This window comes from Abyssisolibacter sp. ZYX002 (assembly GCF_056892235.1).
In genome coordinates this window covers 12,007-36,765 of sequence record NZ_JARMXH010000003.1, presented here as the reverse complement: position 1 = coordinate 36,765, position 24,759 = coordinate 12,007, and the positions used below count along the sequence as shown (strand labels likewise).

Here is a 24,759-nt window from a genome sequence, read left to right as displayed (position 1 = left end):
AACGATAAAGGAAGATGTCTTAAGTGATATCTCCCTTTATCACTTTTATTACTTTGTCTATTTCTTTTTGCACAATTTATATATCCAAACTATATTATCTCTTTTAGTTTGTTTATGTATATTTGATGAAAAGAAAAAAGATGGGATCATAACTAATAGAAATTATCTCCACACAGTCTTGACAGTAATCTTAATGTTTTACATTCTAAAATTCAAAAAGAATAAGATATTAAGATATCAAGCAAGAGATATAGAAATAAAATATAAGGATATTATAGTCTTACTTTCTCCAACTTTATAATCCAGTCCCTAAGGCATTTTGTGTTAATTAAAAGAAACTCTTTTGTACATTACATATATCATAAATATTACTAAAAACTTTAATCAAATCATCTCTATTTACCTTTTTATACTTCCATCCCATTTTATCATCACTAAACCCATTATCATCTAAATACATCATTATCTCTTTTAAAAATTTATCATTCTTCCCTATTATCACTTCATATTTTTCATCTTCATATTTTCTCAAAACAATCTGTATGTTTTTTAACTCATTAAAATAAGTAGTCAATATAAAATAACCTGTACTTGTCAAAGTTAATGTTTCATAGTCACAATATCTTATAATAGTATCTTTTATACATGTTTGTATGAACTCTTTTGTATCAATATTAATATCATTTTTCTTCATAATATTTTTATATTGCTTTACTAGTATAGTCTTACCATTCCAATCTACAGGTTTCTCACAAAATTCTAGTAGTTCTTTAAAAAATTTTCTATGACCATCTACGAGTTCACTTTTTAAATAGAATCTTGAATGTAAAAAGCATGTCCTGTTATCACTTGTTAGATGTTTTTTCCCGTATTGATTTATCCAATCTAGATAATTACACTGATTTTGCTTATATACTTTTAATGAATTAATGATTAATCTTATACTATCTAAAAAAGATATTTTACTCTTAGTTTTTTTCATTAGTCTCTTTTGTGAAACATTTTTACTCCATCCTTCTTCAGCAAACGTAGAAAGTATCTTTTCATCATTTAAGCTGTCTGTATAGAAAAACTGAAATTTAGTTTTGTCATTAGCAATACTCATATTAAATGGCATTTCATATTTTATATAATTACCATAGTCAAAAAAATTTCTGAATCTCTGCTCTCCGTTATATGTTAACTCAAATACATCTCTATTATATTCCAGTTCTATCAAAAACGGAGCATATAGACATCCTATTATTTCATTTTCCACCCATTTCCTTGTCATATTTATTTCTCTACCATACTTATATAGCTGCTGTCTAGTTATTGATTTATTCTTGTATTTTAAAAAATGATTATGTATTTTTTTATAAAATTTGAATCTATATTCATTTGGCTTCATATAATTATTCAGTCCAAGTTCATACATAATAATCCCCCCGATTAATACTATATTTTTGATTCACATTATATTCTATACAAAACTCTTCTATAAGAATATTGTAAACTATATCTGTTATAAATCAAAGAAAAAAGCTGTATCAAGAATTTTATCTTGATACAGCTTAGCAGGATGTATATTGAGTAACTATTTATTTATTGCGTTAACTGCGTCTCTTAGCCTTTCTAAGCCTTCTTTAAGCATAGCTCTTGGGCAAGCGATGTTTATTCGCATAAAGCCTTCTCCCACTTCACCAAACCAGTGTCCACTATCAAGGGCGATTTTAGCATCTTCAAAGAACAGCTTGTCTATATCTTTTGTATCTAACCCTAACCCTTTGCAATCCATCCACATTAAATATGTTGCTTGCATTTTGTATGGAGTTATCCCTTTAATGTTTTCTGTTATAAAGTCGTATACAAAATTCATATTTCCTTCCAAGTACTTAACTAACTCATCTACATACTCTGCTCCATTTTCGTAAACAGCTTGTGTGATTTCTCTACTAAATGAATTTGATCTGTTAAGATCTAACAACCCTAACTCACTTCTGTATGCATTCATTTTTTCTTCGTCTTTGATTATACAGAAAGCAGTGTGAAGTCCAGCTATATTAAATGTCTTGCTAGGTGCTGTACATATGATAATATTTTTGTTCCATTTTTCGTCAACGTTTATCATAGGTGTATGCTCGTATCCACTATACACTAAATCATAGTGAATCTCATCTGATACTAACAATACATCATTTTTAAAACATATTTCTCCAACTTTTCTCAATTCATCTTTAGTCCAAACTCTTCCTACTGGATTGTGTGGGCTGCAAAGAATCATCATTTTGCACTCTGGATTACTTGCCTTTTTCTCTAAGTCTTCAAAATCCATTACGTATTTTCCATCTTCAAATACTAAAGTATTGTCACTAACTACTCTTTTATTGCCTTCTATAACAGCTTTAAAAGGATAGTATACAGGTGTTTGTATTATGATTTTGTCACCTTCATTTGTGAATTTTCTAATCATCATGTTGAGTAAGAAAACTACACCAGGACCATACTCTAATTCTTCTCTTTTAACAGTTATATTGTGTCTTGTATCTAGCCAGTTAATTATAGCACCATAGTACTCTGGCATTCTCTTAGTGTATCCAAACACACCATGGTTTGCTCTCTTTACAAGGCAATCAATCATGAAATCAGGGCATTTGAAATCCATGTCTGCTACCCAAAAAGGAAGTAAATCATTACTGCCAAATTTAAGGCCCATTTCTTCATATTTTACTGAACTAGTATTTTTTCTATCTATTGCTAAATCAAAATTATACATGTTTACCTCCAAATCTTTCGTTAAGCACTGTTTAGCGCTAATTTATTTAAATGCTTTTTGCATCCAATTCTTACCTTCAACTCTTCTTGTAACCATCATTGAAGCAACAGCATCACCTGTAGCATTGATCATAGTTGCTATAGCATCTGTTAGAAGTCCTATTGTTACAATAATTGGAATAACTTCTGTGTTAAATCCATAGAACCCTACTATGATAAGTGATCCCATCATTCCTCCACCAGGTATACCACTCATTACAACACCACTCATTACTGATATTGCTATCGCTGTAGCCCAAACACTAAGTCCTGTAAAGTTCATATCAAATATTCCAAATAAGAACGATATCTTCATCAATGTTGTGAGCGCTGTACCATCCATGTGCATAGTTGCTCCTAATGGTAAAACTATACTACTGATATCTTCAGGTACTCCCATCCTCTTAGTTCCACTTAAGTTTGTTGGAAGTGTTGCTACTGAACTTTGTGTTGCTAATGAAGTTATAACTGCTGGTAAAATATTTTTATAGAATACCTTGATACCTTTTAGTCCCCCAGCATAGTATGCATAAAGAGTGAAACATACTAAGAAATAGAATATACATATAGGGAAGAACATTCCAACTGCTTTAGCATAAGTTTTTGCTAAATTCGAGCCATAAGTTCCAATTAATGATGCAAAGTATGCACCCAATCCTATTGGAGCATAAAGCATGATTATATTTATCATCTTCATAAATGCTTCTGCACATATATCCAACACATCTACTACTGGGTTGTGTTCAAGATTCCTGCTACTTGTTATTAAACTCACGCAGTAACCAAATACTATTGAGAAAATTATCAATGGAAGCATTGCTCCTTTAGATAAAATATCTTTAAAATCACCAACGGTTAAAGCTTTTACAACCTGATCCATCAAATTCATTTGCTCTGGTTCTTCATAACTTCCAAGTGATATATTAACACCTTCAGCTGGTGGGAAAATAGTCACTACTCCAATTATAAATACTGACGCTATAAGTCCTGTAACAATAAATACTAATAGTGTGTTACCTAGTATTTTTCCAAGTCTTTTTGTGTTTGACATTTTAGCTATTGAGCTAGATAAACTAAAAAATACAAGTGGTACAACTGCTGTAAACATTAAGTTTAGAAAGATTTGACCAAAAGGCTTAAGTACAGTCGCTTTCTCTCCATAAATTAGACCAATAATACAGCCGGCTATAATACCCATTAGCAATAATATCAATGATCTGTACGATTGAAACACTGTTTTTTTAGTAATTTTTGTTTGTGACATAAATAACCTCCTAATTTTAGTCCTATTTAATCATGTTTCATATCATTATATTTACAAACTTAACCATTGTAAAGCATTAAATTTGAAAAGTAATAATCAAGCCCACATGATTGCCTAGGTAAGTATGAGTAAAATAATTTCACGAAGCGATATCAGCTTTCGTTCTTTTATATTGCAAAAGAAGTGCCAAATTAAATAGATTTATATTATTTTTTTATTAAACAATTCAAATTTAAACATTTTTCTCGCTTATAAAAAAATATCTATGAAAAAGTTTTCCTAAACAATTTAAAATAAAATGGGCTAACGGAATTTTTATCCCCCGTTAACCCATTTTATTTTTCATTATATCTATACCTTTACTAGTAATAGTACTTCCACCTCTACCAACTTCAATATTTATATATCCTAATTCTTTCAATTTATTAAGTATTCCTCTAACATCATACTCTGTTATATGCATATTTTCTTCAAAAGCTCTCTGTGATATACTTCTTCTTCCTAATTTTTTGCGACTAAGGAATGACTCGTAAAATAGATTTAGAACAAAACTTTGTTTTTCATTCAAATCTTCTATAGTTTCCACTTGCTTTGATTGTTTACTTTTTTTATATATTTCCTCCATGTGATGTGGCAAATGATTCATCTCTATAACTTCTGTACCTATATTATCAAAATACTCAATACAGTTTATAAGCTCTCTGATATTTCCATCCCATTTATATCCCTTTAAAAATCTCATGACAGAATCAGAGATTTTAAAATCGTATCCTTCCTTGCTTTTAATATGTTCTATCAATACCTCCAAATCTTCTACCCTATCTCTTAGTGGAGGTAGATTGATAGGAAGTACATTAAGCCTATAATACAAATCCTTTCTGAACTGTCCCTTTTCAACTTGCTCATAGAGATTTTTATTTGTAGCCGCAACTATACGAACATCTATCTTGATAATCTTATTGCCTCCTACACGCATAACCTCTTTTTCTTGTATAACTCTAAGCAATCTAGCCTGAAGTTCCATAGGCATTTCCCCTATTTCGTCTAAAAACAGTGTTCCATTATTAGCAAATTCAAATATACCTATCTTACCACCCTTTAGAGCTCCTGTAAACGCTCCACTTTCATATCCGAATAGCTCGCTTTCTAGCAAATTAGGTGATATTGCAGCACAGTTAATAGCAACAAAATGTTTATCTCTTATTGGAGATGCATTGTGTATTGCTTGAGCTACTATTTCTTTTCCTGTTCCACTTTCTCCTGTAATCAAAACAGCTGATTTTGAGTTACCCATTCTAACTATCAGACTCTTTACTTCTTCTATTTCTTTGCTTCTACCTACGATATTATTAACATTATATTTAGCTATATGACCCTTGTTAGCTAGTTGTAGTCTTAACATATTCTGCTTATTTTCTTGTGATTGAAAACTTTCTATTATAGCATAAGCACCATCTGTTATGTCGTAAACATCTGACCCACTCACTACTCCAATTGGATATATTGATACTGTTACGTATTTTCCTTTAACCTCAATTAGTTTATCCTTTACGGTTTTTTTCGTTTTGAAAAATTTATCAAACTCTATCTGTGGCAGAACCTCTCTTGCATTATGTCCAATAGATGATTTGCTTTCGCCTAGTATCTTTTTTGCTATGCCATTGCAACTTACTATATTGCAATCACTATCCACACCGATTACTCCTTTTTTCATAATGGAGAGCAATGTATTAAATTGGTTTTTTATAGTGTTAGATCTACTTATCAAAAACTCCACACCTTTGTTGTATGCAACCAATGATTCAAAGTATTTAAGAGCTCTTTTTTCTGAAAGTACTTCTTCTAAATTCAAGCTGGCAGCAATCTCAACAATAGTATTTTTATCTATCAATCTATGTCCTAAATCAATAACTTTTTTGATATCTCTGGGAACATATCTCATTTCTCCAGTAGTTATTGCTGTATCTAGGTTAGGTATTTCATTAATATTAGGATACATAGGAATTAATTCATAGTTATCAAAACCTAACTGATATAGTAAAGCCATAGTTTCTATACACATCTCTAAGCTTAAATTTACAAGCATTGCTGTTTTATCAATCTTAAAATTCCTCAACAAATCAAAACTTCTTTTAGAGAGCGTGAGTTTGGATATTATAATCTCAACTTCATTGTCTATATATTTTTTTAAAACCTCGTATTGTGAAAAAGTACTTATCAATATTGCATCTAGATTTGTTATATTTTTCACGTCATTTGACTCAAATGCATAAGTGATAACCTCTATCTTATCACCAAAGACATTTAGTAGCTGTTTTTCGTATTCATGTCCAACATCTTTACTAGATGTAACTATCCCTAGTCTTCTTTTCATATCGTCCTCCATCATCTAATATAAAAGTACTTATTTACAATACAATCATTAACAATTCCTTTAAACTATCTTATTTTTTGTATAACTAAAATTTTTACTCATTTTAGTTTCATCCTCTTATTATGATATATAGAACAATTACTAATAATAATGTAAGAACAACAATACCTACTATGGCGGATCTTTTATAAAATCGGATTAAATCTTCACTAGCTTTTGGTTCTTCTTTATACATCCACCTTCTACCCATTACAAAACTTTTCTCTGGATATAGGTACTGATAAATCATAAATCCATAAAAAACAGTTGCAACTGCTAAAGTCATAAAACACTCTAGTATTTTTTCAATCATTATCTATCCCCCCAAAATAATTTATAAATAAAATAAAACTACAGATTCATTACGAAGTCACGTAAGATTATTAATTTTCAAAATAATTACAATTAAGTTATCCACATTTTCTTGTTACTGTTTATTCTATCTTAGACAATGCATTTCTTTTTCACACTCATCCCATTTCAATGTATACGATTTACCCTTAGAACAAAATATAGAAGATGATATATACTCACTATCCGCCGTTTTATCATATCCAATCTTGGCTATTACTTCATCTTGATTATGACAAGCTTCATAACCCGCCAATTTAAAACTTAGCTTACCTTTCCCTTTAGTAAACGTTGTTAATTCCATACTGTAGTTCATAAAAGTTGCAACTGGTCCTTTACCTGTTATAATCACATTATCGCCTAAATTTTCTGGTTCATTAAAACTCCCATGATATTTCTGTATATCTGATATTACTCTTCCAATATGTTCGTTTTTTACTTGTATTTTAAAATCATAATAAGGCTCTAATAGTATATTTTCTGCCTTCTCTAACCCTTGTCTCAAAGCTCTATATGTTGCCTGTCTAAAATCTCCACCACTAGTATGAAGCTTACTTGCTCTACCTGTTAAAAGTGTTATCTTTAAGTCAGTTAACTCACTACCAGTTAATAACCCATTGTGATCTTTTTCAAAAATATGTTTTTCTACTAACTTTTGATTTCCTATTGGAAGCATATCTACATGACATTGATTCTCAAATATTATTCCCTCTCCGCTTTCGTTTGGCTCTATCTTTAGATGAACCTCCGCATAATGACGGAGTGGTTCAAAATGACCATAGCCGATGGTTTTTGTTTTGATAGTTTCTTTATATATAATCTCAGGTTTTGCAAATTCAACATCAAGTGAAAATCTATCTTTTATTATATCAGCTAAGACCTCTAATTGTATCACACCCATTACATGAACATGTATTTCCTCTAACTTTTCCTGCCATGATACTTTTAATGATGGTTCTTCTAAATCAAGAATCATAAAATATTTGAGAGCCTCCTTTGGCCTTGTATCGGATTTGAATATTACTTTTGCTTTTAATGCAGTCATGCTTTCATAGTTATCTTTAGTTCCTAATAGCTCACCCAAGCCATCCCCCACATTTGCCTTTGTAAGTCCTAATACACACGCCATATCACCTGCATTTAAATCATTTACTTTTTCATACTTATCCGCATTGTACTCTCTTAACTGTGTAACTTTTTCTTTAATTTCTTCTTCACCAGCTATATAGTTTACTTCATCTCTCACTTTTAATTTGCCTGTAGTTATTTTTATATGTGTAAGTCTAGCGCCATCTTTATCATGCCTGATTTTATAAACCCTGCCACCAAAGCCACTTTCTATGTCATTTTTGACATGTGTCAAAAGGTCTACATTATCAAAAAAATCCACTACACCATCATCTAGGAGCGCAGAACCACTCATACATATACTAATATTATTTTCTTTTATCATATGTTTTAAAGCTTCTATCCAGTATTTATAGCTTCTCTCACCATCCAAGTATTTTTCAAGTAATTTTTCATCTCTTTCTGCCATGAATTCAATCAGTTCTTCACTTAACATATTTTCATGTTTTAGATTTTTTTCTATATAATATACATCTTCAAAGAGATTGTCCTTTATTTCCTCCATTACTTCTTCTACCCTAGCACCTATTCTATCTATTTTATTTATAAAAAAGAAAGTAGGTATGTTATTTTTTCTTAAAAATTCGTAAATAGTTTCAGTATGACCCTGCAAGCCTTCAACTGCACTTAGAATAACTATTGCATAATCCATCATCTTTATTGCTCTATTCATCTCAGGAGAAAAGTCTACATGCCCAGGTGTATCTATCAAATAATATTTGCATCCTGAGTAATTTATAACTGCTTGATCTGAGAACACGGTTATTCCTCTGTTTTTTTCTATATAATGTGTATCCATAAATGAATTTTTATGATCTACTCTACCTCTGCTTTTAATCTTATCTGTATGATATAATAGCTGTTCACAAAATGTAGTCTTCCCTGCATCTACATGAGCAAGAACTCCTATAGTCTTTATCATTTGTTCACCTCAACGATAATTACATCATTTGTTTTTGTTATTACCTGAAACACTGTTTTTAGTTCTTCTTCTCTGGATATAATAATTTTTAAATCCTCTATATCGGAAATCTTTTTATTCATACTTTTCCACTTCTGTTTGAACTCTTTCATTAAATCGTTAGTATTTACATATTTATTGTTTATGTTGATGTTAAAAACAGGTGTTATTTTATTTGTGCTAACCTTACTACTAATTATATTTTCATCTGAAACAATCTCTTTTTGTGAAAGTTTAGTAGCAAATAATGCTTCTTTTGCTAACTGATCAACCTCTTCATTATATTTATCTCCCGAATGTGCCTTTACTTTAACAAAAACAACCTCTAGTTCTTTGGAAATACGATTAAAATACTCCTGATAATCTTTAGTTCCTTGTTTATTAGCTGACCAAGACATGTTAGCCCATTTTTCAATACCTTCATAGTCATAATATAGGTATAGTCGCTTTACCTTTTGCTCTAGTGCGTATTCTATGGCTTTTTTAGCTCCTTCTAGTTCCCCTGCTACATTTCTCATTTCTACAAGGTCTATATCATTTGCTTTATCCGAAAAATCTTGTCTTTTATTTTTGTAGAATGTTATAGCTCCATAACTGTACCATTTCTCTTTTTTATCATAACTACCATCTACATATGCTATCATTTCGTCGTCATCTAATTGCTCTATTGTTTTTACTTGCTTCTCATCAATAGCTTTATTCATAAACTGTAGAGCATTCTCCATATTATCGAAACTTTTATATTCTGCGCCCGAAAACCCCATTATTGATCTTTGACACTCACTCCATGTATTAAATATACCTGTTTTTCTTCCTTTTCTAACCGCGTATACTTTACTTTTACTCATAACTAACTCCTTAATTTTATTTTCCATTTCATCAATTCACTTATATTATAGCACATAATATCTTCATACATTATTAACAGTTAATATAAAAGCAAGAATACTTAGCAAACTATCGTCCACTAAGTATCCTTTATCTAAATATCTTATTATTTGTTTTTCCTATCAGCCAAACGTTATTCAGCCTTGATTTTTTGGTTATTTTTCTCCCATTTCCAAGGATTCTTTTTTATTATTTTATCTGCAAACGGTACAAATATTGATATGATAGCAGACACTGCTAATAGTTGCTGATACCATAAAAGAGGAATTACATCAATAGATGATAGTGAATCTTTCGCAAAACTAGTCAATATAAGCATCTGTGCACCATACGGAATCAAGCCCTGTACTATACATGAGAAAGTATCAAGCAAAGATGCACTTCTTCTAGGATCTACTTTATATTTTTCACAGATTTCTTTTGCAATAGGACCATTAATGATTATAGCAACTGTATTGTTTGCTACTGCTGCATCTGTTAAAGAAACTAATGTAGCTATCCCTAATTCTGCTGATTTTTTGCCTTTAATTATTTTTTGTATCTTATCAAGTAAAAACTGTATTCCTCCACACTTTGTTACCATAGCCGCTAGACCTCCTGTCAGCAGTGATAACAACAATATGTCAGTCATGTTTGTGAACCCTGTAAATATCTCATTTGCTAAACCAATAATATTCAGATCATTATAATATAACCCTATAACACCTGATAAAAAAATACCTCCTGTTAACACTACAAAAACATTTAAGCCTGACAATGCCAAAATCAAAACGAATAAATAAGGTATTACTTTGATAATATTAAAATCGTAGGATTGCATAGCAGGAACAGTTTCTGGATGTCCAAATATTAATAATAATATAATCGTACCTATAGCTGCTGGCAACGCAATAAATATATTAACTTTAAACTTATCTCTCATTTCACAGCCTTGAGTTCTAGTTGCAGCAATCGTAGTATCTGATATTACTGATAGATTATCACCAAACATTGCACCACCACAAACCGCTGCCAAAGTCAATGCTAATGATAGACCTGCTTTGTCTGATACTCCTACAGCTATAGGACCAAGTGCAGCGATAGCTCCTACAGATGTACCTGTTGCTATAGATATAAATCCTGCTATTACGAAGAGTCCCGCCATTACATATTGTGGCGGTATATATGTAAGTCCCAAATTAACTGTGGAATCAACTCCCCCCATAGCTTTGGACACAGCAGCAAAAGCTCCAGCAAGAAGATAGATTATACACATTATTATAATATCGTTGTTTCCACAGCCCTTTACAAAAGTTTCAAATTTTTCATTAATAGTTCCTTTAAGTATGATAAATGCAACTATAATCCCACAAAAAATCGCCACTGGTGCAGGGAACTGGTAAAAAGCTTTCGCTACGCCCTTCATCTGAAAATATATGCCACTCCCTAAATAAACTCCAACAAATACCAATAAAGGTATTAGAGCAAATCCATTAGAGGTCTTTTTATTTAATTGTTTATTCACTACAATTTCCTCCTTTGTTTTAGTAATGCGTTAAATTTATAAAGTTAAAATAGTATGAATACGTTTTCAAATATGTAAAAAATTTATATAGCCAAAAGGTGCAATCGGGATTATTCATGTCCCAATTACACCTTTTAATTTCATGATGTCTTAGAACAATTTATTATTTTACTATTAAATCTAGAGCTTGCTTAACATCTGCTATGATATCATCTGCATCTTCTAATCCTACTGATAACCTTACTAAACCTTCACTTATACCAGCTTTTGCTCTCTCTTCTGGAGTATATGGCGAATGTGTCATTGAAGCTGGATGTTGTATCAATGTCTCAGCATCTCCTAAACTAACTGCTAGCAAAGCCATATGAACACTGTTCATAACTATTTTTCCTTCTTCTAATCCACCTTTAAGTTCAAATGCAATCATAGCACCTGGTAACTTCATTTGTTTCTTTGCTAAATCATAGTATTTGAAACTCTTTAATCCTGGATAATAAACTTCTTCAACTGCTGGATGTCCTTCTAAGAATTCAGCAACTTTCATCGCATTCTCGCAGTGTTTCACCATTCTCACTTCTAGTGTTTTCATTCCTCTTAAAATCAAATATGCATCATCTGGGCTCATAACTGCACCTGTCATATCTTTTAACCCAAATAATCTAACATCATTCATAAATTCTTGAGAACCAGCTACAAATCCTGCTATAACATCTCCATGTCCATTTAAGTACTTAGTTGCTGAGTGTATTATTACATCTGCGCCAAGTTCTAAAGGTCTTTGAATATATGGAGTACAGAAAGTATTATCTACAAATACTAAACAATTTTCATTTTCATGAGCAATTTTTGCTACTGCTTCTATATCTGTTATTTTTAGAGTAGGGTTTGCAGGTGTTTCTAAATATACTACTCTTGTATTTGGTTTCATTGCATTTTTAACTTCTTCTAAATTAGCAACGTCAACAAAAGTAACTTCTACTCCAAATCTTGTTAATCCATGACTTAAGAATGCAAACGTACATCCATATAACGTATCAGAAGCAACAATATGATCTCCTGCTTTTAATGCTGTCCACAATGCTGAAGAAATTGCTCCCATACCTGAAGCCATAGATACTGCTGCATCTGCACCTTCTAATATCGCTACCTTCTCTTCTACTTCTGTATTTGTTGGGTTTCCTAATCTAGTATAGATATATCCTTCTTCTTCTAGAGCAAATCTTCTTCCTCCTTGCTCAGCTGAATCAAATACAAATGTTGATGTTCTGTATATCGGTGTTGCCAACGCTCCATATTGCTTATCTGGCTTATGACCACCATGAATAGTTTTTGTTCCAAAGCCTTTGCTTTTTAAATAATCTCTGTTCATCTAAATCTCTCCCCTTATTTATATTTGAATATATATAATTCACATAATGTACTCGTGAAATAATTAATAGCAAGTGTTGTGCCAAAAATCCAACATCAGTTATCATCAGCTTTTAAGGTGCTTTTTAGACTCCCACGTCTTATTCGTGTAAAGTTTTAGAACCACTTCAATTTGCAAAGTGTAAATATTTCTTTACATATGTCAAAATATCTTTACACTTAAAAAGAGTTGTAATATTTTACAACCCTTTTTTGATATAATAATTTTATTTTACTATTAAATCTAAAGCTTGTTTTAAATCAAATATAATATCTTCTGCATCTTCAAGACCTACAGATAATCTTACTAATCCATCAGTGATTCCCGCTTTAGCTCTATCTTCTGGCGAATATGCTGAGTGAGTCATTGAAGCTGGATGTTGTATCAATGTCTCAGCATCTCCTAAGCTAACTGCCAGTTGTGCCATATGGATATTATTCATCACTTTTTTACCTTCTTCTATTCCTCCGTTTAATTCAAACGATATCATAGCTCCAGGTAACTTCATTTGTTTCTTTGCTAGCTCATATTGTGGGAAACTCTTTAACCCTGGATAGTATATTTTTTCAACTGCTGGATGATTCTCTATGAACTCAGCAACCTTCATAGCATTTTCACAGTGCTTTTTCATCCTCACTTCTAGTGTTTTCATTCCTCTTAAAATCAAATATGCATCATCTGGGCTCATAACTGCACCTGTCATATCTTTTAATCCAAAGAATCTAACTTCATTCATAAATTCCTTTGGTCCTGCTATGAAACCTGCTATAACATCTCCATGTCCATTAAGATATTTAGTAGCTGAATGAACTACAACGTCCGCTCCATGCTCTAGCGGTTTTTGAATATATGGAGTACAGAAAGTGTTATCCACAAACACTAGGCAGTTTTCGTTTTTATGTGCTATTTTAGCTACTGCTTCTATATCTGTTATTTTCAATGTTGGGTTTGCCGGAGTTTCTAAGTATACTACTCTTGTATTTGGTCTCATCGCTTTTTCTACTTCTTCTAATTTAGATACATCTACAAACGTTACTTCTACTCCAAATCTTGTTAGGCCATGGCTTAAATATGCATAAGTACATCCATACAATGTATCAGAGGCAACAACATGATCCCCTGCTCTTAACGCTGTCCAAAAAGCAGTCGTAATAGCTCCCATTCCAGAAGCAGCTGATACAGCTACATCTGCACCTTCTAATATAGCAACTCTTTCTTCAACTTCTGTATTTGTTGGATTTCCTAATCTAGTATAGATATATCCTTCTTCTTCTAAAGCAAATCTTCTTCCACCTTGCTCTGCTGAATCAAATACAAATGTTGATGTTCTATATACTGGTGTTGCTAATGCCCCATACTGCTTGTCACCTACATGTCCACCATGTATAGTTTTTGTTCCAAAACCTTTACCTATTAGATACTCTCTGTTCATTTATTATGTCTCTCCTTTTTTAAAATGTTAGTTTATATATAATCCTGAATTATTCATAGAATATAAATTTATCAATCCATATGAAAATTTAGAATGTGTATAATTTGAAAACGTTTATAAAATATAATGCAAATTATATGCCAATAACATTAATTTTAATTCAAATAGATACTTGAGTAGTATTTTGTATTATAGCTCTTTATGGTGGTAATTTGTATATCAATATTTTCTATATACATATTTGCGTAGCATCAGTCCAGTAATTCGTGAATAAGTATTATTTTAAATGAAAACTGATTATGTTAAATCCTACAAAACAATTTGGGTTTTTAAAAATAACCCTTTAACTAACCCTGATATTATAGCCCTTTAGTGGCTTCTTTACATTCCTGAAGATGTTTAATTACTGTAATAAATCATTTAAGGCAAAATATCATTCTAATATGTTAAAAACATATTTATTCAATAAATTTAATAAAGTCATAAAATACATATTGACTTTCCAGTTACTGGACATGATATACTAACAAAGAGTTAACTCAATATGTTTGGAGGTTGTTATCATGATGAAAATTGGTGCTTTTTCACAATTAACAGGTATACCTGTTAAGACACTTAGATATTATGCAGAAATTGGACTATTAAATCCTGCATGTATAGAGGGTAATAATTATCGGTACTATGGACTTGAACAACTATCGGAAATCAATCATATCGTTGAGTTAAAAGAATGTGGTTTTACGCTTAATGAAATTTCTAATAAGGATATAAATAAAATGAATGATTCTGATTTGCTCCGTCTATATCAAAAAAAACTATTCGTTGCTGAAAAAGAACGTCAATTTACTGATATGAAAATAGCAAACCTAAAAAAAAGAATTTCTGAATTAATAGAAAAGGAGAAAGAAGAAATGATTTTAAATAATTTATATCAATCACCTGACCACTCAACCTTAATGGGAACAATAAAAGGAATTGCAAATTTTTATTCTTTAGATCTTAGTCCAGCGATGCTCTATGGGCTTACTGGGCAAGCATTTATGATAAATATACATGATGAACTATGCGCTAGTGGACCTTATTGTTACAATTTAACAGTATTTATCGAGCTTCTTAAAAACATTGGTATTGAAATGAAAAACTGTGGTTTCTTCACTAAATCAAGTACATTAAAAGAAAGAAAGCAAATTGAAAAAACAATCAAAGAACATTTAGACAGTAATAATCCATGTGCACTATTAAATACGGAATATCAGCTGATAAATGGTTATGATGATAAAGGTTTAATTACAGCACAACCGTGGTCAACAGATTACCCAGCAGGACATTTGACATTTCAATCATGGGAAGAGATTGAAAATGAAATTCATATGAGCATTTTTACTTTTAAAAGTGTAACACAAACGCCAATAAATGAAATGATAAGAGCTGCTCTGTATTCCGCAATAGAGATCAATACGAATCCTGACAAGTATACAACTAAACCATATTTTACTGGATTAGAGGCATATGATGTTTTTATTAAAGCCATTGAAGATGGACATGGTAACGGACAAGGTAATCGTTGGAACGCTACAGTATGGGGAGAATGTAGAGTTATGGCATCAATCTTTTTTAAAGAACTTTCTGAAATGTATCCTAATTTGTCAAATGAATTTTTATCATTGAGCCATAACTATAAATTAATAGGTGAAAGCTTACTTAAAATATCTGAAAGTAATCTTCCAATAGTACCTAGAATAGATGTGCTTAGAGAAATAAAGGATATTGAAAGTACATCAATAAAAAAGATAAAAAGTGTTTTAAACAAGTTATAATATTAAAATCATGAAATCCAAGAAAAATGAACTCAAAGGATTAGGAATTGGGCTATGATTTTAGGTCAACTAAGTATATATTTTGAGGGGAGAATTTAATCCCTCCTCTCATCTTAAAATTGTTATTTATTTTAGTTAGTTTACACCAATTACTTGACAGACTCAAGAATATTACAACTTATGAATAAAGGGAGGGATTGTTTAAACAATACCTCCCTTTATTCATAAATTTATTATATTTGTTACGCATGTGTGAATATTTTATTTATTTCTTCATCCCTTTAATCCATTCTTCTAAAGGATCTACCCCTTGTACTATATCTGATACAGTTAGTGGCATATATATGTCTGGCTCTAAAGTATATTTGACGTCTCGATTTGAGAAATGTGTAATAAATGTCGAAACACTATAGTCTATTTGTGTTATTGGCAATGTCACATACCTAGGGCGACCATATACAACATTACCACCACCTGTCGGTTCTCCAATTATTTTTGCTTCCTTGTTGATTTTTAACATATATGCAATTAATGGAGCTGCACTATATGTCCCATTTGAAGTAACTACATATATTTCTCCATCGTATAACTTATCATTATAATGTTCTATAGTTTTTTTTGTATTATATAGATAATAAAACTTATCTATGTCAATGTACTTAAAAAACTCTTCTGCAATTGAAGTATGTCCTCCAGGGTTGTCTCTTAAATCTATGAATATATTAGAGATATTGTTATCGTAAACATATTCAAAAAAGCTTTTAATTGCCTCTTTATGTTCATCGTTATCTCTACACCTCTTATAAACAAATACAGCTGAATCAAACTCTTTAAATCCCTTGTGAAAATATTCTTTAGTTTTTTCACCTTTACTATTATTTATTTTTACAAATTTAACAGTACAGCTTTTAATTTCATTTTTGGGTGTTTTTACTTTAATTAACGCAGAATCATTCTCATCATTAACGACCTCTAAGTATTTCAATACATTCTTCGCTGTCACATAATACGACATTTTATACTTTTTACCATGAATAGTCTCTCCAGAAATTATTTTTTTCAGTTTATCCAATATTTCATCAATATCAACCCCATTAATCTCTAAAACTATATCACCCTTATTTAATCCATCATCATTATCATTAAGCACCGCTAAACCTTCACCTATTAATCTTAAATTCATCGGTAAATACCATTCATTTTCAATCTCAACCCAACTATGCCCATCATCTAATGTTGCAACGTATTCCATTAGCATGAACCTTATTTCATGTTTTGTCATAGGTCTATTTATCGAACTCACTATTTCATCATATCTTCGGAAAAAATCTTCCCTTATTTTTTTGTCCCTCTTTGAAAGATGCATCGTATCATACGCTAACCTTAACTCATATATATCTTTTTTTATTTCTTTGACACTAAATGTTTCTTCCTCTGTTACATTTTGAACACTCAAATTACTTTTTTATCCTCTTCTACTTTATTACATCCCGCAATTGCTAATAAAATACCAATAGTGATAATACATAGGATTTTTCTCATAGTTACACCTCCCCTAGTTTGTTATGTAATAATTGATATAAACGTAATAATATACCACATTTCCTGTTTTGTCAATTTTTGATTATTATAACTTAAAAAGAGATGCCTGTATTTAATAGACATCTCTTTAAATATATGTTATTTAACTATTTCATATGGCCAGTCTAATATTCCGCCCATATCATAAACATTTGTATATCCCATACTAATTAGCTTATTTGCTGACAATTTACTTCTTCTACCACTTCTACAGTATACTATTATTTTTGTGTCTTTATCAGGTATTAAAGTTTCTACCTCGTCTTCTATCTGATACATCGGAAGTAATATACTATTCGGTATGTGTCCCTGTTCATATTCCCACGAATTTCTTACATCTAACAGTTTTATACTAGGATCTGAATCAAGCATATGTTTCCCTTCTTGCGGAGTAATCTTTTGGTAGCCACTAGCTTGTACTATAACCGCTGACATCACTATAACTACAAGTAATGCAATCATTAAAACGTTATACTTTTTCTTCATATTTCACCCTCCTTTAATATAATATTTCTAATATGAGTAAGATATTATTAGAATTACATTTACTTTTTTCTATTATATTACATTTTTGTAAAACCCTCAAGATTTTTATTGAAAATTTTCTTATTTTTCTACTTCATATGGCCAATCTATAATTCCTCCCAAATCATATACATTCTTATACCCCATATTAATTAATTCCAAGGAAGCTATTTTACTCCTCCTCCCACTTCTACAATAGACTATTATTTTTGCATCTTTATTTGGTAATACACTTTTCGCTCTATCTTTTATCTCGTCGTATGGCAAAAGTATACTACTAGGTATATGGTTTTCGTCATACTCCTGTTTTGTTCTGACATCTAATAGTTGGACATTTGTATCTTCATCAATCATTTTTTTAGCTTCTTGTGGAGTTATAGTTTGATATGTGTTATTTACAGTTCCAACCTTTACCCCTTCATTATTTTCACTATTACCTTCAGTTTTTTTACTACAGCCACTAAAATTAACCAGCGTTATAACTACAATAAATATCAAAGTATATTTTTTCATTTATCATCCTCCTTTTGCACATTTATTATGTGATTTTTTGCGTTGTTTATTCTTTTATACCCATATTTTTTGATAAATATCATAAACAAAAAACTTATTATAATATAATGGCATATGTTACCTTGTATTTAATTAATATAAATGTTATTATACTAATATTGTATCTTACAGGAGGTTTTCTATGAATGATAAATTAAAGGGAACATTTTTAATACTTCTATCAGCATTATTTTTTGCACTAATGGCTGCTACTGTTAAGTCGTTACCAAATGTCCCTATGGCAGAAAAAATATTTTTTAGAAATATATTAGGCTTTGCTTTTTCACTAATTATACTTAAAAAAAGAAAAAGTTCTCTGTTTGGAAACAATAAAAAACTGCTTATATCCAGAGGTGTTTTTGGATTGCTCGGCGTAGTTTGTTATTTTTACGCATTAAATAGGATAAAATTTGCAGATGCTGTTATACTCAATAAGTTTTCACCATTCTTTATAATATTGTTATCTGCACTATTTTTAAAAGAAAAAATAAAAAAATACCAAGTAATCTCTTTAACCATAGCTATAGTGGGGGCTAGTCTTGTTATAAAACCCAAATTCGACTTGAGTATTGTACCATCACTATTTGCTTTATCTTCAGCATTTTTTGCTGGATGCGCATATACCATTATAAGGCATCTTAGAAAAACAGATTCACCAGAAACTATTGTTCTCTACTTTACTTTTATTTCAACTGTAGCCACGATACCATTTATGGTTTTTGGAGACTTTCGCATCCCTACAAATCCTGAAATAATACGTTTAATTCTATTAGGTATATTTGCAACTTCAGCACAATTTTTGATGACTTATGCATATAGATACGCACCTGCAAGCGAGTTGTCTATATATACTTATGCTAATATAATTTTCTCAAGTATAATTGGGTTATTAATATGGCAAGAAGGCCTAGATTGGCTTACTTTTATAGGAGCGTTGCTTATAATATTAGCTGGAAGTATAAATTTCGTTGTTAATAATAATCTGTTTAAAAAATCCAAGCAGTAGCTTTGCTCTCACGATAAATACAAAATACCTAGTTTATATAGACTAAACTAGGTATTTTTATAGTTTTTATTGTATGATAATTTAATTTACTTTATTCATATCCTTACTCTTCTCTGCTACTGCCAGAACTTCATCAAGCGAGTTTCCTATTGATGCCTGAACTGAAGCAACTACACAACCTTCTACTATTGGTGCATTAGCTATTCTTACTCTATTTTTTAATTCTTCATCTAATAAATCAAGTGCAAGTTCAGTACTCATGACCGCACTTCCCATATCCACCAATATCAATACTCCATCTTTATCATCTGCTTCTTCTATAGCATCCATTATTTTAGTAGCATCAGTTCCTATTCTCCCATCTTCGGTTCCTCCAGCTGCTATCAACTTCAACTCTTTGTTAGCCATTTGCCTACATAAGTCAACTATGCCCTCTGCAATTTTATTGCTGTGAGATACTACTACTATTCCAACCACTTCTTTATCCTCCTATTCAACGCATCTTGTTATTTATTCAAAGTTTTAGCTATAGTGTCTATTATAAGATAACTAGAAGTTGCCCCTGGATCTTGATGTCCTATACTCCTATCTCCCAAATAACTAGCTCTACCCTTAGTAGCTCTTATAGTTTTAGTATACTGCACACCTTCTAGTGCAGATTTGGCAGCTTTATCAAATGCAACTTTAGTCAAATCACCATTTTCAAATGAATTTTTTAGAGTTTCAAAAGCAGGAATTAATGCATCAAGCATTGTTTTTTCACCTTTCTCAGCTTTACCTCTCATTATTATTCCTTTTATAGCTTCATCAAACATGTTTAATATATCATTTTGATCTATGTCATCCTTCCCTCTAATTGCTGTTGATGCTTTTAAAAATGCCGTTCCATATAAAGGTCCTGATGCCCCTCCAACTGTTGATATCAAAGTCATAGCTACAGTTTTCAATATTGTAGAACAATCCTTATCTTTTAGAGTATCAAGCTTTTCCCCAGCAGCCTTAAATCCCTTACTCATATTTATGCCATGGTCTCCATCACCTATCGCTCCATCCAAATCCGTTAAGAATTGTTTATTCTCTTGTATAACTTGTGCAATGTTATTTAGTACCTCTAATAATAAATCGCTTTTTATCATATCTTTTCTCCTTTCCACTACTTAAAATAGGAATATGCCAAAAAAAGACATCCCCTATTACTTAAAATTGTTTATAAGCAGGAGTATCAGCTTTATAGTCTAATAATTCTTTTAGTTCATCGTCTAATTTTAATATCGTTATAGAGAATCCAGTCATTTCTAGAGATGTCATAAAGTTACCCACAACTGTTTTGTATGATTTTACTCCTTTTTCTTCTAATATTTTTTGCACTTCATTGTTTACTATATAAAGTTCCATTAATGGAGTACCACCTAACCCATTAACTAACACAGCAACTTCATCTTCAGATTTTATCTCTATATCATCAAATATTTTGTCCATTAAATCCTTTGTTATCTTATCAGCGGTCTTAACTTTTTCTTTATGCGTCCCAGGTTCTCCGTGTATCCCTAGTCCTACTTCCATCTCATCTTCTTCTAGCGTAAAACCAGGCTTTCCAGCAGCAGGTACTGTACAAGGTGATAATGACATTCCCATACTTCTAACATTGTCATTGACCTTTGTCGCTATTCTTTTTACTTCTTCCAGTTCCATACCTTTTTCAGCTGCTGCTCCTGCTATTTTGTGAACGAATACTGTTCCTGCTATACCTCTTCTTCCTGTTGTCCATGTACTATTTTCAAGAGCTACATCATCATTTATAACTACACTATCAACCTTGATGCCCTCTGCCTCAGCAAGTTCCCCTGCCATTTGGAAATTCATAACATCTCCAGTGTAATTCTTGATTATTAATAATACTCCTTTTCCATTGTCTACAGCTTTTACTGCTTCAAATACTTGATCTGGTGTTGGAGATGTAAATACCTCGCCAGCCACTGCTCCATCTAGCATTCCTTCACCCACAAAACCTCCATGAGCTGGTTCGTGGCCACTTCCACCACCACTCACTAGCGCAACTTTACTATCACATGGCTTTTTAGCTCTTACTAAAACATCAAATCCCTCTAATCTCTTTATATACTCTGGATGTGCTTTAACTATACCTTCAATCATATCGTTTACAACGTTCTCTGGACAATTTATTATTTTTTTCATCGTACAATTCCTCCCTATATTTTACTTATAATTATACTATTTATAACTACCCTATGGATAATATAAATATAAATAATTAATAAAATTTATAATATAACTTCCTGTTTATAACAAGATAATAAAATGCACCTAATGTTCCTCCACCATACAAAAAAGCTTTAGTAATCTTTTTACCAAATCATCTCCACTTAACTTTCATTGATATATTTCACCATAAATCAATTCATAAATATAGCGTTAATCAACTTTAATGATTAACGCTATATTTATGAATTGCAATTACCTCTGAGCAGAATTCTTAACATCTCTACTCCTTTTTTACTTTATTTCTTCTTTAGTCCAACTGCTATTTCCACCATCTGAACGTATGTATTTCGTCCATACCGTCCCTGTAACCGTGTCTAGAATAGCTATATTAACATCATTTGCTTGATAAAACTGATATCTACCTATCTTATCATTTTCCGAACAATTTGCTGTCGATATCTTATTTATCTCTACATAGCATATAAAAGCAAGCATAATAGTTATAGCAGTTAATAAAACAACTCTTATTAGATTTTTTGTATCTTTTGCTCCTTCCATTTCTTCCTCCTCTAATCTTAATATTAATAAAACTAGTAAGCACTGCAACTCTTGCATATACTTACAATAATATATTGAATTATACCTCAGATAACATTATAACATAGAACATATAATATAAGTCTAAGTAAGCTAATTTTAAACGATGGTAATATTAGGAGTTTTCAGTTTGCTTCACTCTCCTATTAGCTGTGTTTTGGCTTTAATATTTACATACTATATTTTTGCTTTTTTCTAACTAACGTCGATATGTCTATGTCTAGTTTTTCAGCAGCATGTTTAAGAGTTTTAGAGTTCTTTATAGTTTGCTCTATAATTGATTTTTCAAATAACTCCACTCGTTTTTTAAGGGAAAGATTAGTATTCCCTTTTGCTATAATTTGTTTATAATCAAATGCTTTCTTTATAGTTTTGCTCGATACTTGTTCATTAAATGTATTTGAATCTATTCTAGCATCATCAGATATTATGACTAATCTCTCTATAAGATTTTTCATTTCTCTAATATTTCCATGCCAAGAATACACTAAAAATAACTCTAATATATCTGGAGAAAAGTAACATGATTTTTTGTATTTAGTGTTGTAATATTCTAAGAAATTCCTTGCTAACGGTAATATATCTTCTCTACGTTCTTTTAGCGAAGGTATCCTAATATTTATGACATTTAGCCTATAATATAAATCTGCTCTAAAATTCTTTTCTTCAATTAATTTTTCTAAGTTCGCATTAGTGGCAGATATTATTCTAGCATTGAATTTTATGGATTTATTACCTCCCAGTCTGTGAAATTTTTTATCATTTATAGCGTTGAGTAGTTTGACCTGTAATGTATATGGCATATCTCCTATTTCATCTAAAAATAATGTCCCATTATTAGCTTCTTCAAACAACCCTTTCTTGCCACCTTTTTGTGCTCCTGTAAATGCTCCTTCTTCATAACCAAATAACTCTGATTCTAATAGATGCTCTGGTATAGCACCGCAGTTTATTTTTATCAAGCTTCCCGTTTTACTTCTATCACTTATTTTGTGTATAAATGAAGCTATGAAATCCTTCCCCACACCAGTTTCTCCTAGTAATAAAACAGTACTATCTACATTGGCTATCTTTTTGATTTTGCTGTATATTGATTTCATATTCATATTTTCAGTTACTACATGATCATTTTCTATATAATTGATACTAGTATTTATTCTTTTAGCATAACTAAGTGATAGATTATCTTCTTTTGCTATCTCCTTCATTAGTAAATCTAGCTCAGATACATCCCTTACAACTGCTATAGTTCTCTTTAAATTATTATCATCATCATATATAGGAGAACCACTAACTAAGCACTTTTGTCCTTTGTAATAGTTATTAATTGTTGATACTGGGGCCTTATCTTCTATTACTTTCATGCAACATGAATTTGGCAATATATGTTCTTTTCTCAGTTCATATACGTTTTTACCTAAAAGTACATCTCTAGATAATCCTGATAAATTTATAAATGCATCATTGACGTATAATGTTTTTCCGTACTCATCTGTTATATATATACCATCTAGAAGTTTATTAAACATCTCATTATAAAAGTAAATATGTTCATTTAGATACTTAATTTGATCAGCTAATTCATATTTTACAGAAAAATCAGTGAAGAAAAAAATGTACTGCGTACTATTATTTACGTTTATCTTATTACCTATAATATGAATTTTTTTGTTATTATTAATTGCATCTACTACTATACCATCATTCATTGTATACTCTAATAGTTTTGGATAGTAATAAGTAAGCGGTTTAGTTATTGTTTGATTATTTCCGTTTATTAAAAAATTAAAAACACTATTGTAATCAATTATATTATAATCTGCATCAGTCAGTACAAATCCGATATTATTACCAAGCAGTGTTTGATTCATTTTTTCTCCCTCCTAGCTATCCAAAGACATAAAATTAACTATATTACCGTCAACATCTCTAAACCAAAACGAACTAGTCCCCCAGTCATGCATTTGTAGTGGCTTGATGATTTCCACACCATCTGCAATTAATCTATTATATTGTTTCTCTATATCCTCTACCTTTATTGCAATAGTAAATCTACCTACTCCAGAATTACTCAAACAGCCTTTAGCCATTTCCTTCATTCGTTCCTCAGAAAATATCGATATACCAGCACCATCAACTTTTATGTTTGTATGCTCTTTATTTCCTTCATACTCAGTACTGAGAATCTTACAATAAAATTCACTGAGTTTTATAACATCTTTAGTTATTAAGCATATACCTACAAACTCCATAAATAATCCTCCTTTTTACTATTAACTTTATAGTCTCACAAAATATAAAATTTATCAAGTTGAA

Annotated in this window: 21 protein-coding genes; 2 read left to right on the top strand and 19 right to left on the bottom strand. The window is 30.9% G+C overall.

What is annotated here, in order from left to right:
- Positions 1–328 precede the first annotated feature (328 nt).
- From P3X86_RS10175 to megL (P3X86_RS10130), 10 genes are all read right to left on the bottom strand, one after another.
- Positions 329–1,417, bottom strand: coding sequence for a hypothetical protein (locus P3X86_RS10175; protein WP_483292580.1), 1,089 nt, complete (start codon positions 1,415–1,417; stop codon positions 329–331).
- A gap of 159 nt (positions 1,418–1,576) precedes the next feature.
- Entirely contained in the window at positions 1,577–2,755 is a 1,179-nt protein-coding gene (locus P3X86_RS10170; protein WP_483292579.1) for a MalY/PatB family protein, read from the bottom strand.
- A 42-nt stretch (positions 2,756–2,797) separates the two neighbouring features.
- Entirely contained in the window at positions 2,798–4,057 is a 1,260-nt protein-coding gene (locus P3X86_RS10165; protein WP_483292578.1) for a dicarboxylate/amino acid:cation symporter, read from the bottom strand.
- Between the two features lie 325 nt (positions 4,058–4,382).
- On the bottom strand, positions 4,383–6,431 hold the full coding sequence (locus P3X86_RS10160; RefSeq protein ID WP_483292577.1) for a sigma-54 interaction domain-containing protein: 2,049 nt from the start codon (positions 6,429–6,431) through the stop codon (positions 4,383–4,385).
- Positions 6,432–6,540: 109 nt separating this feature from the next.
- The gene (locus tag P3X86_RS10155; protein ID WP_483292576.1) at positions 6,541–6,783 is read right to left on the bottom strand and encodes a hypothetical protein; all 243 of its coding nucleotides are present in this window, start codon (positions 6,781–6,783) and stop codon (positions 6,541–6,543) included.
- A gap of 126 nt (positions 6,784–6,909) precedes the next feature.
- Positions 6,910–8,871, bottom strand: coding sequence for a GTP-binding protein (locus P3X86_RS10150; RefSeq protein ID WP_483292575.1), 1,962 nt, complete (start codon positions 8,869–8,871; stop codon positions 6,910–6,912).
- A complete protein-coding gene (locus tag P3X86_RS10145; protein WP_483292574.1) occupies positions 8,868–9,758 on the bottom strand; it encodes a ribonuclease H1 domain-containing protein in 891 nt (296 codons plus the stop codon). Before P3X86_RS10145 ends, P3X86_RS10150 begins: the two co-directional genes overlap by 4 nt.
- Before the next feature lie 173 nt (positions 9,759–9,931).
- Positions 9,932–11,302, bottom strand: coding sequence for a Na+/H+ antiporter NhaC family protein (locus tag P3X86_RS10140; protein WP_483292573.1), 1,371 nt, complete (start codon positions 11,300–11,302; stop codon positions 9,932–9,934).
- 163 nt (positions 11,303–11,465) lie between these two features.
- A complete protein-coding gene (megL, locus tag P3X86_RS10135; RefSeq protein ID WP_483292572.1) occupies positions 11,466–12,671 on the bottom strand; it encodes a methionine gamma-lyase in 1,206 nt (401 codons plus the stop codon).
- Between the two features lie 265 nt (positions 12,672–12,936).
- Positions 12,937–14,142 carry a methionine gamma-lyase gene (gene megL, locus P3X86_RS10130; RefSeq protein WP_483292571.1) on the bottom strand — a complete coding sequence of 402 codons (1,206 nt, stop codon included), beginning with the start codon at positions 14,140–14,142 and terminating at the stop codon, positions 12,937–12,939.
- Positions 14,143–14,705: 563 nt separating this feature from the next.
- On the opposite strand from megL (P3X86_RS10130), the gene P3X86_RS10125 reads away from it, so the two are divergent.
- Positions 14,706–15,959, top strand: a complete 1,254-nt coding sequence (locus P3X86_RS10125; RefSeq protein WP_483292570.1) for a MerR family transcriptional regulator — start codon at positions 14,706–14,708, stop codon at positions 15,957–15,959.
- 265 nt (positions 15,960–16,224) lie between these two features.
- Here the strand turns inward: P3X86_RS10125 and P3X86_RS10120 are convergent, their stop codons facing one another.
- The 3 genes from P3X86_RS10120 to P3X86_RS10110 all read right to left on the bottom strand — a co-directional run bounded on the left by P3X86_RS10120 (position 16,225) and on the right by P3X86_RS10110 (position 18,578).
- Complete coding sequence (locus P3X86_RS10120) at positions 16,225–17,415, bottom strand: S41 family peptidase (protein WP_483292569.1); 1,191 nt, start codon at positions 17,413–17,415, stop codon at positions 16,225–16,227.
- A gap of 224 nt (positions 17,416–17,639) precedes the next feature.
- Positions 17,640–18,026, bottom strand: a complete 387-nt coding sequence (locus P3X86_RS10115; RefSeq protein ID WP_483292568.1) for a rhodanese-like domain-containing protein — start codon at positions 18,024–18,026, stop codon at positions 17,640–17,642.
- A 120-nt stretch (positions 18,027–18,146) separates the two neighbouring features.
- Entirely contained in the window at positions 18,147–18,578 is a 432-nt protein-coding gene (locus P3X86_RS10110; RefSeq protein ID WP_483292567.1) for a rhodanese-like domain-containing protein, read from the bottom strand.
- Positions 18,579–18,759: 181 nt separating this feature from the next.
- Between P3X86_RS10110 and P3X86_RS10105 the strand changes: the two genes are divergently transcribed.
- The gene (locus tag P3X86_RS10105) at positions 18,760–19,623 is read left to right on the top strand and encodes a DMT family transporter (RefSeq protein WP_483292566.1); all 864 of its coding nucleotides are present in this window, start codon (positions 18,760–18,762) and stop codon (positions 19,621–19,623) included.
- A gap of 81 nt (positions 19,624–19,704) precedes the next feature.
- Here P3X86_RS10105 and dhaM read toward each other — a convergent pair whose 3' ends face one another.
- The 6 genes from dhaM to P3X86_RS10075 form a co-directional block, all read right to left on the bottom strand.
- The gene (dhaM, locus tag P3X86_RS10100) at positions 19,705–20,100 is read right to left on the bottom strand and encodes a dihydroxyacetone kinase phosphoryl donor subunit DhaM (protein ID WP_483292565.1); all 396 of its coding nucleotides are present in this window, start codon (positions 20,098–20,100) and stop codon (positions 19,705–19,707) included.
- A gap of 29 nt (positions 20,101–20,129) precedes the next feature.
- Positions 20,130–20,759, bottom strand: a complete 630-nt coding sequence (gene dhaL / locus P3X86_RS10095; RefSeq protein WP_483292564.1) for a dihydroxyacetone kinase subunit DhaL — start codon at positions 20,757–20,759, stop codon at positions 20,130–20,132.
- 61 nt (positions 20,760–20,820) lie between these two features.
- The gene (gene dhaK / locus P3X86_RS10090) at positions 20,821–21,819 is read right to left on the bottom strand and encodes a dihydroxyacetone kinase subunit DhaK (RefSeq protein WP_483292563.1); all 999 of its coding nucleotides are present in this window, start codon (positions 21,817–21,819) and stop codon (positions 20,821–20,823) included.
- Positions 21,820–22,137: 318 nt separating this feature from the next.
- Entirely contained in the window at positions 22,138–22,404 is a 267-nt protein-coding gene (locus P3X86_RS10085) for a hypothetical protein (RefSeq protein WP_483292562.1), read from the bottom strand.
- A gap of 209 nt (positions 22,405–22,613) precedes the next feature.
- Positions 22,614–24,314 carry a sigma-54 interaction domain-containing protein gene (locus P3X86_RS10080; protein WP_483292561.1) on the bottom strand — a complete coding sequence of 567 codons (1,701 nt, stop codon included), beginning with the start codon at positions 24,312–24,314 and terminating at the stop codon, positions 22,614–22,616.
- A 12-nt stretch (positions 24,315–24,326) separates the two neighbouring features.
- Entirely contained in the window at positions 24,327–24,695 is a 369-nt protein-coding gene (locus P3X86_RS10075; protein ID WP_483292560.1) for a VOC family protein, read from the bottom strand.
- Between the last annotated feature and the right edge of the window lie 64 nt (positions 24,696–24,759).

Bases quoted from the DNA above. Each gene is read 5' to 3' on its own strand.
- dhaK (WP_483292563.1), bottom strand. From the start codon at position 21,819: ATGAAAAAAATAATAAATTGTCCAGAGAACGTTGTAAACGATATGATT.
- P3X86_RS10155 (WP_483292576.1), bottom strand. From the start codon at position 6,783: ATGATTGAAAAAATACTAGAGTGTTTTATGACTTTAGCAGTTGCAACT.
- dhaL (WP_483292564.1), bottom strand. From the start codon at position 20,759: ATGATAAAAAGCGATTTATTATTAGAGGTACTAAATAACATTGCACAA.
- P3X86_RS10160 (WP_483292577.1), bottom strand. From the start codon at position 6,431: ATGAAAAGAAGACTAGGGATAGTTACATCTAGTAAAGATGTTGGACAT.
- P3X86_RS10145 (WP_483292574.1), bottom strand. From the start codon at position 9,758: ATGAGTAAAAGTAAAGTATACGCGGTTAGAAAAGGAAGAAAAACAGGT.
- P3X86_RS10115 (WP_483292568.1), bottom strand. From the start codon at position 18,026: ATGAAGAAAAAGTATAACGTTTTAATGATTGCATTACTTGTAGTTATA.
- P3X86_RS10170 (WP_483292579.1), bottom strand. From the start codon at position 2,755: ATGTATAATTTTGATTTAGCAATAGATAGAAAAAATACTAGTTCAGTA.
- P3X86_RS10085 (WP_483292562.1), bottom strand. From the start codon at position 22,404: ATGGAAGGAGCAAAAGATACAAAAAATCTAATAAGAGTTGTTTTATTA.
- P3X86_RS10150 (WP_483292575.1), bottom strand. From the start codon at position 8,871: ATGATAAAGACTATAGGAGTTCTTGCTCATGTAGATGCAGGGAAGACT.
- P3X86_RS10080 (WP_483292561.1), bottom strand. From the start codon at position 24,314: ATGAATCAAACACTGCTTGGTAATAATATCGGATTTGTACTGACTGAT.
- P3X86_RS10125 (WP_483292570.1), top strand. From the start codon at position 14,706: ATGATGAAAATTGGTGCTTTTTCACAATTAACAGGTATACCTGTTAAG.
- megL (WP_483292572.1), bottom strand. From the start codon at position 12,671: ATGAACAGAGATTATTTAAAAAGCAAAGGCTTTGGAACAAAAACTATT.
- P3X86_RS10175 (WP_483292580.1), bottom strand. From the start codon at position 1,417: ATGTATGAACTTGGACTGAATAATTATATGAAGCCAAATGAATATAGA.
- megL (WP_483292571.1), bottom strand. From the start codon at position 14,142: ATGAACAGAGAGTATCTAATAGGTAAAGGTTTTGGAACAAAAACTATA.
- P3X86_RS10165 (WP_483292578.1), bottom strand. From the start codon at position 4,057: ATGTCACAAACAAAAATTACTAAAAAAACAGTGTTTCAATCGTACAGA.
- P3X86_RS10110 (WP_483292567.1), bottom strand. From the start codon at position 18,578: ATGAAAAAATATACTTTGATATTTATTGTAGTTATAACGCTGGTTAAT.
- P3X86_RS10105 (WP_483292566.1), top strand. From the start codon at position 18,760: ATGAATGATAAATTAAAGGGAACATTTTTAATACTTCTATCAGCATTA.
- P3X86_RS10075 (WP_483292560.1), bottom strand. From the start codon at position 24,695: ATGGAGTTTGTAGGTATATGCTTAATAACTAAAGATGTTATAAAACTC.